Raw genomic sequence first — 15,468 nt, forward strand, 5'->3', positions numbered from 1 at the left:
ATCGTTATAAGTCTGATCAAGTATCATTTCCGTTAAATCTTTTCCTGTTAAATTCCACCTTGGCATCAAATGAAAACTGCGTTTGCATAAGCGACAATTCGTTGGCGTTTATATCAGCTTTAAAATGATACAATACTGATGGCAATAGCTCGGGATTAAGATCCTTATAGTCAATGCATTTCAACACCTCGTCCGGGTATTTTTTTGCGGCAGCAAGGAAACTTTCCACTATTGTTTTTGTATCAGTGTAAGCACTTCCCGCCGTAATATTCAAAAATCCAGTGTTGCCCGGCGCAAGCCAGCCCGGAGGGTTTTTTTCGAACGATCTTAAAATATCCTCACTGTTCCGATTCAAAAATATTGCCGGCACGTCAGGGAATACGGTATGTATAAAATCGAAAAAAAGGATATTGAAAGATGTGAATTTTATAAAATAGCGCTTATGCGTCTTGCACCTGTGCCTGCTCATGGTAAGTAAAAGATTCCTGTATATCTTTTTGTTACTATCGGTCGCTTGTATGGGTAATTGCCCATTGTCAGTAAAAAAAGACCATATGCTATTCATTGGCCCGGCTTCGCTAATGACATGATTTTCGCGCGAACGCGCCAATACCTTCGAAAGCATTGTAGATCCTGAACGGCCGGCGTGGAAGATAAAGCCTGTCGGGTAAATGCTGTCAGCCACCAATGCACCTTCATCCAGTACGTCAATACCTGTCAGAAATGTTTTGATCTCGCCTTTTTTTAACGCTTCGAATACTTTAGCTGACTTGTGAAAAAAACCCTCATAAAAATGATACCGGCCGAAATCAAGCCAGGCAATGGTACGTTTTAACGGATCGACCGATACCGGAAGAAATCCGGTATTCGCAATAAGCTCGCTTAAAACCGATTGATCTGTGCCGTTTCTCATTATGTCCCCGGGATTATTTTTAAGCGAAATATCGTGTCAGTAAAGAAAACCAGGTATACCGGCCCCATGTATTTAAGGTAATTTATGCGCATGGTTATTAGCGTACTCGTATGGAACAGGATGGCAAATGCCACATAAAAAAAAGTAAATGACGGAAAGAAGATAACCAACCAGAAAGTAAGTTCAAAAAAAAGGGTGAGGGTGCTTAATATCATGCAAAGCATTGGCCTGCTAGCTATAACTAATGCGCTCTTTTTATCAGACCAAAGATAATTTTCCATTAAATAAGCCTGCAGGTTTTTACCATTGACCCACCTTAGACCCGACCGTATCAGTTTTTGCAAACCTGCAGCAAAATAAACCTGCACTAACGCTATTTTAACCAGGATCAACTCCCAAGCCGTTGAAGGCGCCGCCAACGGCTTATCCAATGAGGGCGATAATAGCAGTATGAGCAATACAACTGGTAAAAGATTGGTTTTGCGTTGGACGTATGCCAGCGAAATGATGGGGCTGAAATACAAAAAGTAGTTAACAAGCGCTATAAAAATAAAAATGCGGGTATAAAACCCTGCACACACCAGCACCAGGCACGTCGTCAGGCATAAGCCTGAACCTAAAAATTGATATTTATTTAGGGCCGGTAAGGGTAAAAAACCTAACAATCGTTGTCTCCTTCCATATATTTTCCAGGGTTCCGTTTGGAAATAGCGATATTGCTGGCGAAAGCTTAGAAGTACCTGTATGGCTGATACCGCGCAAAAAAGCTTGGCGAACATCCCGGCTTCATTGGGACCATGAGCGTTACTAAAAAGATCAGGAAAGCTCATTTCGTAAATTTTCTAACGGGATTTGTTCAATTATGTGATCCTTAGGTTTAAGGTCAGTTGTAATCGTTCTTTCAACTATACAAAGAGTTTTATAATTACTGATCTGCACCCCCTCTCCTTCCGCGATTCTTAAGATCGAGATTAAAAGCCTTGTTTGTTCAAGCCGTAAAAAAACATCCTTTTCCTCTGCCCCGCTGCTGATGGTACGTAACTGTTTCAGCTTTCTCCCAACATATTCGGGGTAACGATAAAATTCCGATTCCCACCATGCCATAGTACCGTCCTGCGTTTTAAACGCAACGCGATACACGCTAACCCCGCTTACCTGATGCGGAGACGAATACATCGGGTAATATGAAAAAGGGTAAGCTTCTTTCTGCATTACTGTAACCCAAAGCAATACGGCGCAAACCGCTATAAAAAAAATAACATAAAACATCATCCTGTAAGTTCGTCGTTATGCAATAGCCTAATCTCCGAATCGCGCCCGCCGGAATACTTATAATTAATAGTATAGTCATCGCCTATTTTCAATTTCGCAGCGCCAGGTAAATACCAAACAAAATTCACCCAGGATGTCGCACGGTCCGGAAGGCCGGGTTGATTGGACAACAATAAATCATCGAGACCAAGTTCAAAATGTATCAGCAGGCCGTTAAACTCATGCGCCACAGTTCCTGAAACGTAATTGTCAATTTTTAAATTAGTGATGGCATTAAGATCTACTTCGGCAAGCACCAGCGGATCATTAAAGATGGCAACATTTTTGAGCCTTTCTGTATCCAGCTTGATCAGATGTTTTGACAAGTCCGCATCAATATTTTTAAGTGCGGAAAAATCTATATCATACCATTTTTCCCAATTTACCAGGTCCGCTTCATGCAAAATTCTGTTTTTCAACATCCGCTCGGGTACCTGTACGGGCAAACCTATCACTTTTATACTGCCGGGGATCAGCCGGGCGCCGGGCGTTAATAACCTTTGCCGGGCATCAAAAAATACCGGCAGCACATTTTCATCGAATGGATCGTTTCCAATAATTTCACTGACCAATACGTCTGCCTTTTCCGGTAATTCGACCTGCGTCGACCAGCTCCTGATCAACGTTATCCGGTCGGTATATTCGGTGGTATTGATAACGGCTTGCGCCACGTCGGCCATGCTTCCGGCTTCTATTGCATATACTTTTTTTGCGCCCGCCCTGGCCGCAGCAATAGCCAATATTCCTGTTCCGGTGCCGATGTCAACCACTACATCACCTTTTCTGACAACCTGTTTAATTGCTTTTTCAAATTTATTCGTACGGACACGGTCGTTAAGCATCGCTATATGAATTGGTGATGAACCGAAACTTGCTAAATTTTTGTCGGGCGAAAACTGATTTTCATTATAGTCGCATAAAGCGCCAAGCACCCATAATTTGCAAATTGTACTGCTGGCCTCAACCCAGTTTTGTACGCCCGAAACCTTTATTTTTCTTAACCCTTCGCGCATGGTCAGTGGTTGGGAAAATACGCTTAATATCACCAGCGCCAGGTTACGAAAACCCGATCGTTTATTATTTACGATTACCTGGATCATATGAAGTGAATCCATCCTGATCTCGACCCCACTGCCCCGTTTAAGTATGGTTTCAGGTTTTAACTTCATCATTTCGTAAAATAAGCCTTCAATTTTTTACCAATAAACTGATTCAACCTGATGAATCTCCAAAACCATAATTTTGATGCATAACCCCAATCATAAAAGTAATTTGTAAGCACCCACAGAAATTTAGCTCCCAGGGGTTTTACGGGATCGTACCCCCACATTACCAATTCTTTTCCTGCCAGCCAGTTAAATCGTTCATGCTGTTTGCGGGTCCATTTGGCGCTTCGCAGCAGCGGGTTAAATTCAGCCGTTTTATCTACAGGCGCCCAGTGTACCGGCCCGGCCCCGCGCATAAATACCGAAGAGCCTATTACCGGCGAATACAATGCCTTTTCGAAATCGTAACACGCTGCGTCAAGATCAAGAAATGACAAAATTTTTCTCATCTCATTTTCAGTATTTGCGTAAAGCTCTTCATATTTTACTACCAGGAATTGCTTCCCTTCCCGCATCCATTGTTTTTGAATTTCAAAAATATCGCGGGCAGCATTTGCCCAGTCGCGTGTTGCGGTTTCCCTGTTATATTTGAAAGATAAATTAATAGATTCTACCAGGCTCCTGCCGTCCCTTACCAGGATGAGCAGTTTTTCGTCCGGAAAAAACTTAAAGAAATTTTTAAGATTACTTACATTAGGGGTTTTAGTAACCATGTACCGGTAATCGATATCGCAGGTTTCGGTAACAGGCATTTTTTTTTCATCTAAAGCTTTCTGTGTAAGACGATTCAGGAATATCCTTAACCCTTCTCCCAATCCTTCGGCTAACAGTTGCTCGGCTCCCATATCTTCGGGCAGGTCGGCATCTACCACCCATTGCCTGTTGTTGCGCTCGATATATTTTGTCAGTAACGACGACTTGGCTAATAACCCATCCTCTACCAGTACACTTCTGCGGCATTTTGGATGAAGGCAAAGCAGATGCATCAGATAATGCGTTCCGCTGCGCGGCATCATTCCCTGTATAAAGATAAAATTTGATCCTTCTTTCTGAATATTCATTGTGTTATAAAGATCAATGCCGGGTAAGTTGCTATCCAAACCCAAAAAAACTTTCCAAGCCTTAGCCATATAGCTATTGAGGCATGAAATACTATCCCGAAACCCAGGAACCACCAAAAATATGGTCGGCCGACAACTAAGGTCAATGAGAAAAAGCACTCAAATACAATTACCGACCAATTTATGAATTTGCTAAGCGGCCTTCGCTGTTCGAAAAACAGATTTACGGCGGGCAGAGGCACCTTATTATACGCTGTTATAATACGGTAAAAACCGCCACCATTTCGCCAGTTTACATTTAATAATTTGGCAACTCCGGCAGTTAGGTAAGAAAGACAAACTTGCAGGGCGATGAACCAAAAGGCTACCACTGTCACAGTATGAGTGGGGGCTATTTTCTGCAGCAAAAGTGCGCCGGTTATGATGAGTGAAAAGCGATTTTCTGCTTCGGCTCCATAAGCTATATTTCGACAGTTAATCAACGAACTAACAATAAATAGCGTGAAAAAGCAATAGATCGAATCAGTTAAAAAAGAAGAGAAAAATAACAAGTATACTCCGCATAAAAGCCTTAAAAACAATAGGCCCATCCACACTGGTGTAAAAAAAACGGCATCAGAAAGTTTCCTGATAAAAGCGTGTTGTCGTTTATAGAAATTGTTTTCCTTTAGCATATGCCAATCAAATAAACCACCGCCGATGTATTGTTTCGCCAGGCAAAGCTTTTCGAATGAATCTATAACAACATATACTGCCAACAAGCGGCCCGTCCACTCCAAAACCTCGGTCGCTGTGATTTCCAATTTCATCCTTTGTGAAAATATGACGTAAATACCTCAAGATTTTCCTGGTCAACTACCCTGAATTGTCGGCCAGCCTCAAACTCGCCTGATGGTATTTGCATTATAAAGCACAATATTGCATTATAATTAAATCGTTCGTTCATTTTTTTCAATTTTGTTTTATCTTGTTGCGTTTTTACGATTGTAGCAAAATCGCTTACAATGGACTTTATGCTTTCGGGTATGGCGTTTTGAGGGAACCAGATAGCATGATATATCTTCCATCGCGGCGTCAATGGGATATTTTTCCATTCGGTTACAGAATGATCAGACAGCCTATCGCGATAATATAATTTATATTCTCCCAGGTTATTGTAGGAAAAAAGCTGAAAAGCCGATATCCATCTGAATACGTCAGCGTAAAAGGTAACGCGGGCTAATTTTTTATTAAAAATAGCGTAACTGGCGTTGGCAAGTAACCAAAAGGATAATATAAAGATAACCGTGATTTCTTTTAAGGTCATGGTTTGAATATCTGGCAAGTAGATTTACTGATAAAGTTTCGGATTTTCTTTTAAAAACTTACTAAATTAAATGATTTATTTAATAACCCTTTTGCCTCAAATTCAATACTGACCAATGATAACCATCACAAAAAACGGCCTTACAGGTTGCCAGGATCATATCGTTGATGAACTAAGGCGCGAATTTGACGAAAAGAAATGTACCGTACTACCGCGTTTACTTGAAGATAAACTACTTGACAAAATATTGGAAAATCTTGACACCGCATCTTTTTACGAAAATCAGCATACGGCTTCGGGTAACGTAATATTTGCTTCAGATCTTTCGGTGCCAACAAAAAGCATCGTGCTGCATCAGTTAAATTTTGTGTTTAATAATCCCGAACTTTTTCGCTTAATTGAAGCTATAACCGGTTGCGCCGAAATTCGGGGGTTTTCCGGAAGGATTTATCGTAATATGCCTGGAACAGATCATTTCCTGGATTGGCACGACGATACATCCGGGCCGACAAGACTTATCGGGTTAAGTATCAATCTTAGCAAAGAAAGGTATGAGGGCGGCCTATTTCAGATCCGGGAAAAAAAGACCAGGGAAAATTTAAACGAGGTTGGCTGTTCCAATCCGGGAGACGCTCATATTTTTAAAGTTTCTCCCCATTTGGAACATTGTGTTACCGCAGTAAGTGGTAACTTCCCCAGAACTGCAGGTGCCGGATGGTTTACTTCTGATGCAGCTTTACTGCATAATTAAAAATAGTTATATGGTAGCTACCAATACTTTTATAGACGAAACCCGGATTGAAAGTTACAGGGACGAGTATATTGATACAAATTGTATTTTTTTGCCGGGCTTTTTACCTCAGGCAACCTTAAACATGCTTCTGAAAAAATTAGCCGATATCCGGTTTCAAACCAAATTTGAAATGGATGACCGTAACAAATTCGGGAAATTGCTTTTGGTCCCTCAAAACGATCCTCTTTTGTTTATTTTTCAGATGCTTATTAACAACACCGCGCTTTTTTCTGCTCTGGAGGAGATCACCGGTTGCGAACCTATCGGAAATTTTATGGGTCGTATTCACCGAAGCGAGGAAGGCGAACAACACGGCATAGAATGGCATGGCGATAATTCTGACAACAGGCTGCTTGCGATGACGCTAGGTTTAGGAACAAGGGATTACACCGGCGGCAAGTTACAAATACGGGAAACAGGCAGCGACCAAACTATACGGGAATTTGGGCGGCTGAACGCCGGCGATGCCATAGTTTTTAAGATAGCGCCCGGCTTGCAGCACAGGCTTACTGTGTTAGAAACCGGCCAGAGAACCGTTGGGGTGGGCTGGTTCAGATCGAAGCCCGACTTTGCAACATTTGCGGCAACGCATTTAAAGCCTTATTAAAATGGAAACAGGAAAAGCAGAAGCAGGAAAGGTATTATTTAAAGCTTTGTTTGAAAAGGAGAGTTTTTCTGAAGAAGAAACCAACCGGCGTATCGAACTGGCCCGGTCGCAGGATTACTGGCGCCAATTAAACCCACAGCTAAATGTATGCGCTGATCTGACGTTCGACGATTTTGAAAAAGATGCTTTGACAAACAACGAAATTGATGATATGCTGGGGAAGCTTGGCCGGGAGGGCTATTTTTCAACCCAGGCTCCCCTCATCAGGAAAGAGATTACTGACAGGATGTTGCTTGGCGTTGAAAACCTTAGAAAAGCCGGATGGCATGAAGTGTGGGCCTTCGTGTACGACGAATTTTGGCAAGTTACCCGCACACCATCAATGCTCAGGTTATTGTCAGCGCACCTTGGCAAAGGCTTTATGGCAATGCCGCATGTTGTGGTCCATTATGTTTGTCCTGAGAAAGGCTCGGGATGGAGCCCACACGTTGATTTTTACGACCGGCATGATCGCTTTACAGTTTGGTTTCCGCTAACTGACGCAACAATTGATAACGGCTGCATGTATATTATTGCAAGGCACCGCGTTTCGGACACGCTGCTCGTAAAATGGCTGAATATGGAAGACCTGAGCCATCGTGAAGTTAAAAATTTATTGCAAAGCACGCGGGCACTGCCTGTTCCTGCCGGCAGTATATTATCCTGGAAAGGCGATGTTATTCACTGGGGGACAATTTCTTCTAAAAATGTTGAGCCCAGGGTCAGTTTGTCGGTTGTATATATTAAAGAAAATACCCCACCTCTGCCGGATGAAGTTCCGTTACTTTCGCCGGTTGAGGTACCAGACTTCTCAACCCGGCTAATGTCCGTTGCGAAAGCTATTAAGTATTATAAAATACATGTCTTATCTTTAAATAAATTTTCGGCCATCGCCCATGAGCTGCTGACCGCATATAAAGAAAACCGTATCGCATAGACCAATTGTACAAGCAGGCAAAATGACATTTATAGAAAACTTAAACTTTAAATCACATTAATATGACGCATCTTAATTTACCAAAAAAAGTAAAAATATCCGATAATGTATTATTCCAGCAAATCAATAATGAGTGCGTTTTGCTGGATATGGATAGCGAACAATACTTTGGATTAAATGATGTAGGAGCCCGGATATGGCAAATCCTGTCTGAAGATGGTGATACGGAAAAAGCATTATCACAACTACTGGCAGAGTATGAGACGGATGAAATAACTTTACGTTCCGATATGGTCAACTTGCTTACTGAACTTGGAAATGAAAAATTGATCATAATTGAAAATTAAATGGCCCAATATTCCCCCGCGAAGCTTATCCTATGCCGATAAATGGATATTCTTCAGAACGCTGATGCTGGCGTTCCTGGTAAGGGTATTGGTAAAAATTACAGGTTTCAAACACACTGTTCGCTTTCTCAGGAGATTTGAAAAGGGCGGTGAAATTGATACCGATATTGAAATAGCCGAGCTTAAAAAGTATCGTTTTATGATCACGTTATCCCATAAATTCTGGCCGGCTACTAACTGTCTGTCCTCGTCATTGGCATTTTGGCTCACACTCCGCAGAAAAGGTATAAAAACTGATCTGAAATTTGGTATATTGACAGTGCCGGAGAATAAGCTTAAATCGCACGCATGGCTGGAGCATAAGGGGTACCTGCTAAGCGCAGATGACAGTGCGATAGGTAAGTTTAAAACATTTGACAAGCCTGTTTTATAATAAGTAAATTATTAGGTAAATTTACATTTAACAAATAATTAAACCGTTATGGAGAATAACAATCCAACTGACGCTATGCCTGCTAACAGTGGAGATAGCAAGCAAAAAAAAGTGTATCAAACGCCAAAAATTCAACGATTTGGTGGTCTGGCTGAATTAGTTCAACTGAATCCTGCGCGCGGCGCAGATGGAGAAACCAGATGGCCCGATTGTACATCCTGATAATTTTTCTGTATAAATTAGATGCGTTGTTGACCGCTTGGCCCGGCCTGTGGTCATACTTAACCAGTATTGATTTTAGGAAATAATTTTGGGCGTAATAGATGACAATATTTTTTGGTGTATACTGCCTGGATAAGACCGATTGCAGTTTTGATGCCAAAATCATGCTGGAGTCTTTAAATTATGTTTCGTCTGATGCCGATGCTCTCTGGAATGCCGAAGGTATAGCGTTAGGTCAAAAAACCGTTTTCAATACACCTGAATCTTTTTCTGAGACCCTGCCGCTATATGATCCGGTTAATAACTTAACCATTGCCGGAGATATTCGGCTTGATAATCGTGCAGAACTATTCGTTAAATTAAGCATCGATGCTAAAGAATATAAGGAACGTGCCGATGCTGGCATCATTATTTTAGCTTACAGAAAGTGGGGAGAAGCACTGTGCGAACACCTGCTCGGCGATTTCGCCTTTGTTTTATGGGACGGCGGTCTAAATAAACTCATTTGCTGTACCGACCACCTTGCGTCGCGCAACCTGCATTATTTTTATAATGGAAAAAAGTTTGTTTTCGCAACAACCCCTAATCCTATTCTCGCTCTTGATGATATTTATCCGGTTGTCAACGAAAACAAGTTGATGACCATGACCATCCCGTATGCAAAACATTTATTCTGGGGTGAAAGCTGGTTCAAAGATATCTTCCCTGTTCAGGCGGCAACATTGATGACTATTGATCAAAACGGGATCAAAAAAAAGACATACTGGACGCCGGACATATATAAAGCTCTATCATTTAAAGATGAGGCTGAATTTGCTGAAGCTTTCCGGGAAAAATTGTTTAAAGCTGTTAACGATCGCATGCGGAGCCGGTTTCCTGTTACGGCACTGTTAAGCGGAGGGCTCGACTCTTCGGCCATAGTGAGTGTAGCAGCAAGGATATTGCAGGGTCAAAATCGCGAGTTGCAGGTTTTCTCGGGTGTATTACCCGAAGGAGCCGATCCGGGACTGGCCGACGAACGTTATTATATCGATCAGTTCAAAAGCCTTCCCAATGTAAATATCAATTACATATCGGCTGAAGGAAAAGGTTTTTTTAGTGACCTGGATGAACTGCAGACCACTATTTATGCGCCAACACTTATCGCGAGCCATTATTTACACAGATCATTTGCGTCAGCGGTCAGGCAACATGGATCGAGGGTGCTACTTGGCGGGGGCGGCGGAGAAATGGGAATTTCTTATCATGGCACCGGCTGTTATGCCGAGTTTTTCAGGAAAATGCAATGGTCAACTTTGTGGCACGAACTGAGGTACCGCAAAAAAATTAACGCTGAGCAATTCTGGCAAACTGCGTACACTGATGTGGTCAAGCCAATAGTGCCAGAGATGATCGCAAATATTATCAGGCCAAAATATTTAGATAGGGTAAGGGTAAATTGTTTGCAGCCGGATATCGTTGAAAGGCTCAGGAATAGGTGGGACCAGCAAAAATCTGAACTTATCGATGTAAATTTAGGCGGGGCTTCAGCCAGCCACAGGATCAATCAGTCCAAGATGATCAGAACCGCGCAGATGAAGGCCCACGGCAAAGCGGACATGGGTGATATTGAACTGCGCTGCCCGTTGATGGATAAGTCACTGCTGGAATTTTGCCTTGCCGCCCCGCATGACCTAAAAGTAAAAAACGGATATAAACGTTATTTAGTAAGAGCTGGGCTTAACGGTATGCTCCCACCCGAGATACAATGGCGAACTACCAAAGGCGCTTTTTCGCCCGATTACAGAGCGCGATATAATGCCCAAATGCCGCAGGTAAGATCTTTTTTAGAAAATATTAATGTGAATGATCCGGTCAGGCAGATAGTTGATGTTGAAAAATTAAAGCTGTGGACGGATAAAAATAACATCATTACCGATAAGATGGCACGGGATTCGGTACCAGAGGGCATTTACCTGATACATTTTTTGCGCCGGTTCCCGGATTACCGACTATAGCTATGACTCACTATTATAATATCTACGGACTGTCGGTCCGTAGTTCACGTAAAATAGAATTACTTAACGAACTTGCTGAGCCATCCTCGGTCGATCTTTCAGTTACCTGGTCCTCCGCACAGGTATCAATACCCGATGTGGCATTAGTTTGGCAGCCGGTAGTAACCCGGCAGCTTAGCACAAAAGGACGGATATCATTTTTTTCTGCTGAGTCTGCGTCGGGAATATATTTAAAGCTGACTTTTATAACTGCGCATGGCGACCTATCAGTTTTGATGGACCCGGATAAAAAAAATGTATGGATAATCCATAGTAATACAGAGCCTGTATCTAACATGAATTCGTTGTTCGTAGGTTCCATATTAGGTTGCATATTGCGGCTAAGGGGTACGTTGTGCCTTCATGGATCGGTCATAAATATCGACGGGCAGGCTGTCATCCTTACGGGAAAAAAGAAAAGCGGGAAATCAACCACCGCTACAGCTTTTTCAAGATTAGGCTATAAAGTTATGGCTGATGATATTGCCGTAATAAATGAAGTAAATGGCGATTTTTTTGTTCAGCCGGGTTATGCTAAAGTACGGCTGCGGCCACAACCGTTGGAAGTTTTTTACCCTGAAAACACTTATGAATTTGATTCGGTATATTCACATCGCGACAGCAAATATTCCGACCTGAAAGGAAGTTTTCATAACACTCCGTTAAGGCTCGGAGCTATTTATTTGCTGAGCGAAACAGAAGAAACAGACGGGGTCCCCTTTGTAAAATCAACCTCGGCTGAACGACTGGTTCAGTTACACAGCAATACCTTTGCCGGCTACGTACTGTCGACCGGCCAGCGGAAGGCAGAATTTAAGATGCTCGGGCGGCTGTCCTTAAAAGTGCCGGTTAAATATCTGCACTTTGGCCGTAACGTAAAGCTGGTGTACCAACAGTGCGGTGTTATGTTGGATGATCTTAAAAAAACAGTTTGAACGGCAGATATTAAAACATTGATGAGAACTATCGATTTTTCACAGCTTGTTGCACCTCTCACTACACAGGAGTTCTTCAAAAACTATTGGGAGAAGACGTTTGTCCATAACCGCCACCAAAACTCGGGTTATTTTGACAATGTGATATCCATAGCCGACATTGACGATTTTCTCAGCCAGCAGAATTTGATCCCAGAGGGCATCAAGGTCATGAACAAAGGCAACAGCATACCATCTTCGGGCTGGACAAGGTCGGATACGCTGATAGATGGCACCATAAAAACTGTGGTTGACCCGGGAAAACTGATCGGCCATTTTAACGAGGGGGCGACCATTATTATAAATTCCGCCGACAGATCGATCAGCCGTTTGTCTGAAGCCTGCAGGGTGCTTGAGCAGGAATTGAAATTCAGGTTACAATCCAACATCTATATTACTCCGCCGAACTCGCAGGGTTTTGCCATGCACTACGACCCGCATGATATCTTTTTGATGCAGATAAAAGGGCCAAAAACATGGATGATATATGATACAGGCGAAGATTTACCTGTAAAGTACCGTGCATTTAGCAATGAGCCAAAATTAGTCTCGAAATTCGAGATCAACTCAGGCGATTTTCTCTACATCCCACGTGGTACCTCGCACGAGGCCATTTCGTCCGGGGTATCGACCATCCATGTCAATTTTTCGCTTAAACCTGCGTATGGATATCACCTGGTTGAAGAATTGGCCCGTATAGCGTGTGAAAAAGAGCGGTTTTTTAGGCTGACAATACCCAATGGGTTTCAAAGCGAGAGCGAACAGAAAGCCTACCTTGCCACATTTAAGGAAAAGCTAAACGAACTGATGGAAAAAATAAGTCCCGAACAATTATTAGAAAAGCAGGCTGAACATTTCGTCAAAGAACAGGCAATTGATTTTCGCGGTAAACTCACCGATTCGTTACGGCTTGAAGGACTTAACGAAGATACCTTTGTATCGCGCCGGCCAGGCTTTGCATGTCTGTTTAAAACGACAGGTGGAAAATTCAGTATTCATTTTGGAGGACAGAAGCTTAGTATACCCCCCTTTATAGAAAAAGATATTTTATTGCAGTTTGAGCCATTTACAGCTAAACAAATAAAAGGGCTGGCAACAGCTGGGGGCAAGCTTCAGCTTGTACAGAAATTAATAGAAGCAGGTTATCTGAAGATTGACGATCCAAAGCATGAGTAAAACTATTACGCCAATGAAGATCATCCTTACCGCCAGGCAAACCGGCTCGGCTTTGTATAGCTTTTTGCTGACACAACTAAATTATATCGAGTGGATAAACTGTTCTAGCCTCGACTATCAGGCTGTTAAAAATGGCAGCGAGGCTGATTTGTATATTAATGTACTTGAGGGCAATACCTTAGGTGAGGTAATCGATATCTGCGCCTTTTTCAGGAATAATAAAAAGAAGTCTATAACGGTTTCGTCGTGGAATAACAGCCTAATAACCGGCCCAACTCATTTTCCCGGGAAAAGCGCCGGTGCCGATTCCGCGATTTTAATACTGCAACAGGAATATGGCCGACCTGCCGATAAGCTTGAACTGAAAAGCCAAATCACCTCAACCGCATCCTCAAACGATATCCAGGGCAATCCCGACATCGTTTTTGCTGCCTTTGCCAGCCTGTTGAACGAATTAAAAATTCTTTACAATGATAAGCCTGCACAGCGCTTGAATTTTGTTGATGGGGTCCGGCTGTTTAAACTCCACCAAAAAGACCAGGCAATTTATGAATCGAAATACATCTATCCCATTTTTGACAGCGCGGATACCGGCACTTCGCATGAAAGCTTAACAGACTATAAGGTACTGGTGGGCAAGTTTTTGCATTCCGTATCCCACATAAAAAATGGATTTTTTAATGCCCCCCCTCCCGAAAACGGCGGGGATGAGTATCGGAATGTTGCTATAATAGGCGGCGGAACGGCCGGGTATCTTACAGCCCTCCTTTTTAAAGAAAAATACCCCAACATGCCGGTTACGCTGATAGAATCATCTAAAATACCGGTGATCGGGGTGGGCGAAGCGACCACGCCGGAAATCAGGTCATTCCTGTTCGGTGTGCTTAAATTTTCAGCGCACGAATTTTATGAAATAGTCAAACCTACCTGGAAACTCGGGATAAAATTCTTTTGGGGGCTACCCGGCGACTATTACTTTAATTACCCCTTCGGATGGCCGGATGTAAAAAGTTCTTTTGTTGCCGATGGCGATATCAACAATAGTTCGCTCACTGCTACATTGATGGACCAGGAATCCTCCTTTGTTGTCGCTGCTAAAGACGGCAGTGGCGCCCAGCAATATTCGACACTTTCCGACGAACTTTTTTATGCCCTTCATCTTGACAATGTCTCCTTTATTAAATACCTGAAGATAAAAGCACAGGAAAAAGGTATTATTTATATCGATGATCTGATAGTTGGTGCCGAGAGAAAAGCAGACTCGGATGAACTGGCCGTGGTTATTGGGGAAACCGGGAAGCGCCATATCTATGACTTTTATGTTGATTGTACCGGCTTTAGCTCGCTTCTGCTCGAGAAAACTTTAAAATCTGAGTTTATATCTTACAATAAAAGCTTGTTTTGCGACACCGCGGTTGTAGGTAATATTCCCGGAGTTAATAAGATCAAAACCTACACCTATGCAGAGTCAATGGACCATGGATGGTGCTGGAACATACCCATGCGTGGCGAGGATCACCGGGGTTATGTGTTTTCTTCTGCTTACTGTTCTATCGACGAAGCTACCGATGAATTTCTTCGAAAGAACCCTGAAATAAGCAACCCAGGGATCGTTCGTTTCAAAACAGGCCGGCACCGGGAAATTTGCATCGGTAACGTATTTGCCATAGGCAATTCGTTCGCTTTTGTCGAGCCACTCGAATCAACAGGTATCCACATGATTATTACCGAAGCAAAAAGGCTGGTCAATAATTTTAGTGAGTTAAAAGGTTCTCCTGCACTCAGGAAAAAGATAAACACAGATATTAATGATAACTGGGACTACTTAAGGGACTTTTTAGCGATACATTATAAATTCAATAAAAAATTTGACACCCGCTTCTGGAAAGATTGCCGCGCACTTACCGACGTAAGCGGTATACAGGATATGATAGACCTTTATCATGAAATAGGACTGTTGAGCTGTGCTAACAAAAGCCTGGTCAGGATGATCAATTCATCTATAAAAGATGTGATATTCGGGTTGGTTGGTTTTGATGTGATGATGATGGGGCAGGGCGAGATACCTAAAAAGTTCGATTGGTCGGTAAGGAATCAGCATATCTGGAAATCAAACGTTGAGACCTGGAAGGCAATACGCTCGCTAACGGTGCCCGTCGATAAGGACCTTGACATTCTGAATGAATACCTCGAAAGCCGATGGTAAT

Annotated in this window: 16 protein-coding genes; 10 read left to right on the forward strand and 6 right to left on the reverse strand. The window is 42.6% G+C overall.

Annotated features, from left to right (window positions below; all coding sequences use genetic code 11):
* Positions 1-16: 16 nt before the first annotated feature.
* The 6 genes from VL525_RS14245 to VL525_RS14275 form a co-directional block, all read right to left on the reverse strand.
* The gene (locus VL525_RS14245) at positions 17-913 is read right to left on the reverse strand and encodes a sulfotransferase (RefSeq protein WP_325387699.1); all 897 of its coding nucleotides are present in this window, start codon (positions 911-913) and stop codon (positions 17-19) included.
* Complete coding sequence (locus tag VL525_RS14250) at positions 913-1,743, reverse strand: hypothetical protein (protein ID WP_325387700.1); 831 nt, start codon at positions 1,741-1,743, stop codon at positions 913-915. The genes VL525_RS14245 and VL525_RS14250 overlap by 1 nt, the downstream gene beginning before the upstream one ends.
* Positions 1,744-2,181: 438 nt before the next feature.
* Positions 2,182-3,396 carry a 50S ribosomal protein L11 methyltransferase gene (locus VL525_RS14260; RefSeq protein ID WP_325387702.1) on the reverse strand — a complete coding sequence of 405 codons (1,215 nt, stop codon included), beginning with the start codon at positions 3,394-3,396 and terminating at the stop codon, positions 2,182-2,184.
* Entirely contained in the window at positions 3,393-4,391 is a 999-nt protein-coding gene (locus VL525_RS14265; RefSeq protein ID WP_325387703.1) for a sulfotransferase, read from the reverse strand. The genes VL525_RS14260 and VL525_RS14265 overlap by 4 nt, the downstream gene beginning before the upstream one ends.
* A complete protein-coding gene (locus VL525_RS14270; RefSeq protein ID WP_325387704.1) occupies positions 4,388-5,200 on the reverse strand; it encodes a hypothetical protein in 813 nt (270 codons plus the stop codon). The genes VL525_RS14265 and VL525_RS14270 overlap by 4 nt, the downstream gene beginning before the upstream one ends.
* Positions 5,197-5,697 carry a hypothetical protein gene (locus VL525_RS14275; RefSeq protein WP_325387705.1) on the reverse strand — a complete coding sequence of 167 codons (501 nt, stop codon included), beginning with the start codon at positions 5,695-5,697 and terminating at the stop codon, positions 5,197-5,199. The genes VL525_RS14270 and VL525_RS14275 overlap by 4 nt, the downstream gene beginning before the upstream one ends.
* A 115-nt stretch (positions 5,698-5,812) precedes the next feature.
* On the opposite strand from VL525_RS14275, the gene VL525_RS14280 reads away from it, so the two are divergent.
* The 10 genes from VL525_RS14280 (at position 5,813) to VL525_RS14325 (ending at position 15,467) form a co-directional block, all read left to right on the forward strand.
* Positions 5,813-6,448: a 2OG-Fe(II) oxygenase gene (locus VL525_RS14280; RefSeq protein WP_325387706.1), complete on the forward strand. Its 636-nt coding sequence runs from the start codon at positions 5,813-5,815 to the stop codon at positions 6,446-6,448.
* A gap of 124 nt (positions 6,449-6,572) precedes the next feature.
* A complete protein-coding gene (locus VL525_RS14285; RefSeq protein ID WP_325387707.1) occupies positions 6,573-7,097 on the forward strand; it encodes a 2OG-Fe(II) oxygenase in 525 nt (174 codons plus the stop codon).
* Between the two features lies 1 nt (position 7,098).
* On the forward strand, positions 7,099-8,073 hold the full coding sequence (locus VL525_RS14290; protein ID WP_325387708.1) for a phytanoyl-CoA dioxygenase family protein: 975 nt from the start codon (positions 7,099-7,101) through the stop codon (positions 8,071-8,073).
* Positions 8,074-8,135: 62 nt separating this feature from the next.
* Positions 8,136-8,420, forward strand: coding sequence for a PqqD family protein (locus VL525_RS14295; RefSeq protein WP_325387709.1), 285 nt, complete (start codon positions 8,136-8,138; stop codon positions 8,418-8,420).
* Positions 8,410-8,853 (forward strand): lasso peptide biosynthesis B2 protein, encoded by a 444-nt coding sequence (locus VL525_RS14300; protein WP_325387710.1) that lies wholly within the window; start codon positions 8,410-8,412, stop codon positions 8,851-8,853. The genes VL525_RS14295 and VL525_RS14300 overlap by 11 nt, the downstream gene beginning before the upstream one ends.
* 48 nt (positions 8,854-8,901) lie before the next feature.
* Positions 8,902-9,075 carry a hypothetical protein gene (locus VL525_RS14305; RefSeq protein WP_325387711.1) on the forward strand — a complete coding sequence of 58 codons (174 nt, stop codon included), beginning with the start codon at positions 8,902-8,904 and terminating at the stop codon, positions 9,073-9,075.
* 101 nt (positions 9,076-9,176) lie between these two features.
* Positions 9,177-11,072 carry an asparagine synthase-related protein gene (locus tag VL525_RS14310; RefSeq protein WP_325387712.1) on the forward strand — a complete coding sequence of 632 codons (1,896 nt, stop codon included), beginning with the start codon at positions 9,177-9,179 and terminating at the stop codon, positions 11,070-11,072.
* A 2-nt stretch (positions 11,073-11,074) separates the two neighbouring features.
* A complete protein-coding gene (locus VL525_RS14315) occupies positions 11,075-12,046 on the forward strand; it encodes a hypothetical protein (protein WP_325387713.1) in 972 nt (323 codons plus the stop codon).
* Between the two features lie 21 nt (positions 12,047-12,067).
* Complete coding sequence (locus VL525_RS14320) at positions 12,068-13,261, forward strand: cupin domain-containing protein (protein ID WP_325387714.1); 1,194 nt, start codon at positions 12,068-12,070, stop codon at positions 13,259-13,261.
* Positions 13,254-15,467 carry a tryptophan halogenase family protein gene (locus VL525_RS14325; protein WP_325387715.1) on the forward strand — a complete coding sequence of 738 codons (2,214 nt, stop codon included), beginning with the start codon at positions 13,254-13,256 and terminating at the stop codon, positions 15,465-15,467. Before VL525_RS14320 ends, VL525_RS14325 begins: the two co-directional genes overlap by 8 nt.
* Position 15,468 lies beyond the last annotated feature (1 nt).

It is taken from the genome of Mucilaginibacter sp. (assembly GCF_035492695.1).
Taxonomy (GTDB): Bacteria; Bacteroidota; Bacteroidia; order Sphingobacteriales; family Sphingobacteriaceae; genus Mucilaginibacter.

Bases quoted from the DNA above. Each gene is read 5' to 3' on its own strand.
- VL525_RS14275 (WP_325387705.1), bottom strand. From the start codon at position 5,697: ATGACCTTAAAAGAAATCACGGTTATCTTTATATTATCCTTTTGGTTA.
- VL525_RS14310 (WP_325387712.1), top strand. From the start codon at position 9,177: ATGACAATATTTTTTGGTGTATACTGCCTGGATAAGACCGATTGCAGT.
- VL525_RS14280 (WP_325387706.1), top strand. From the start codon at position 5,813: ATGATAACCATCACAAAAAACGGCCTTACAGGTTGCCAGGATCATATC.
- VL525_RS14285 (WP_325387707.1), top strand. From the start codon at position 6,573: ATGCTTCTGAAAAAATTAGCCGATATCCGGTTTCAAACCAAATTTGAA.
- VL525_RS14265 (WP_325387703.1), bottom strand. From the start codon at position 4,391: ATGAATATTCAGAAAGAAGGATCAAATTTTATCTTTATACAGGGAATG.
- VL525_RS14325 (WP_325387715.1), top strand. From the start codon at position 13,254: ATGAGTAAAACTATTACGCCAATGAAGATCATCCTTACCGCCAGGCAA.
- VL525_RS14315 (WP_325387713.1), top strand. From the start codon at position 11,075: ATGACTCACTATTATAATATCTACGGACTGTCGGTCCGTAGTTCACGT.
- VL525_RS14320 (WP_325387714.1), top strand. From the start codon at position 12,068: ATGAGAACTATCGATTTTTCACAGCTTGTTGCACCTCTCACTACACAG.
- VL525_RS14270 (WP_325387704.1), bottom strand. From the start codon at position 5,200: ATGAAATTGGAAATCACAGCGACCGAGGTTTTGGAGTGGACGGGCCGC.
- VL525_RS14250 (WP_325387700.1), bottom strand. From the start codon at position 1,743: ATGAGCTTTCCTGATCTTTTTAGTAACGCTCATGGTCCCAATGAAGCC.
- VL525_RS14290 (WP_325387708.1), top strand. From the start codon at position 7,099: ATGGAAACAGGAAAAGCAGAAGCAGGAAAGGTATTATTTAAAGCTTTG.
- VL525_RS14295 (WP_325387709.1), top strand. From the start codon at position 8,136: ATGACGCATCTTAATTTACCAAAAAAAGTAAAAATATCCGATAATGTA.
- VL525_RS14245 (WP_325387699.1), bottom strand. From the start codon at position 913: ATGAGAAACGGCACAGATCAATCGGTTTTAAGCGAGCTTATTGCGAAT.
- VL525_RS14305 (WP_325387711.1), top strand. From the start codon at position 8,902: ATGGAGAATAACAATCCAACTGACGCTATGCCTGCTAACAGTGGAGAT.
- VL525_RS14260 (WP_325387702.1), bottom strand. From the start codon at position 3,396: ATGATGAAGTTAAAACCTGAAACCATACTTAAACGGGGCAGTGGGGTC.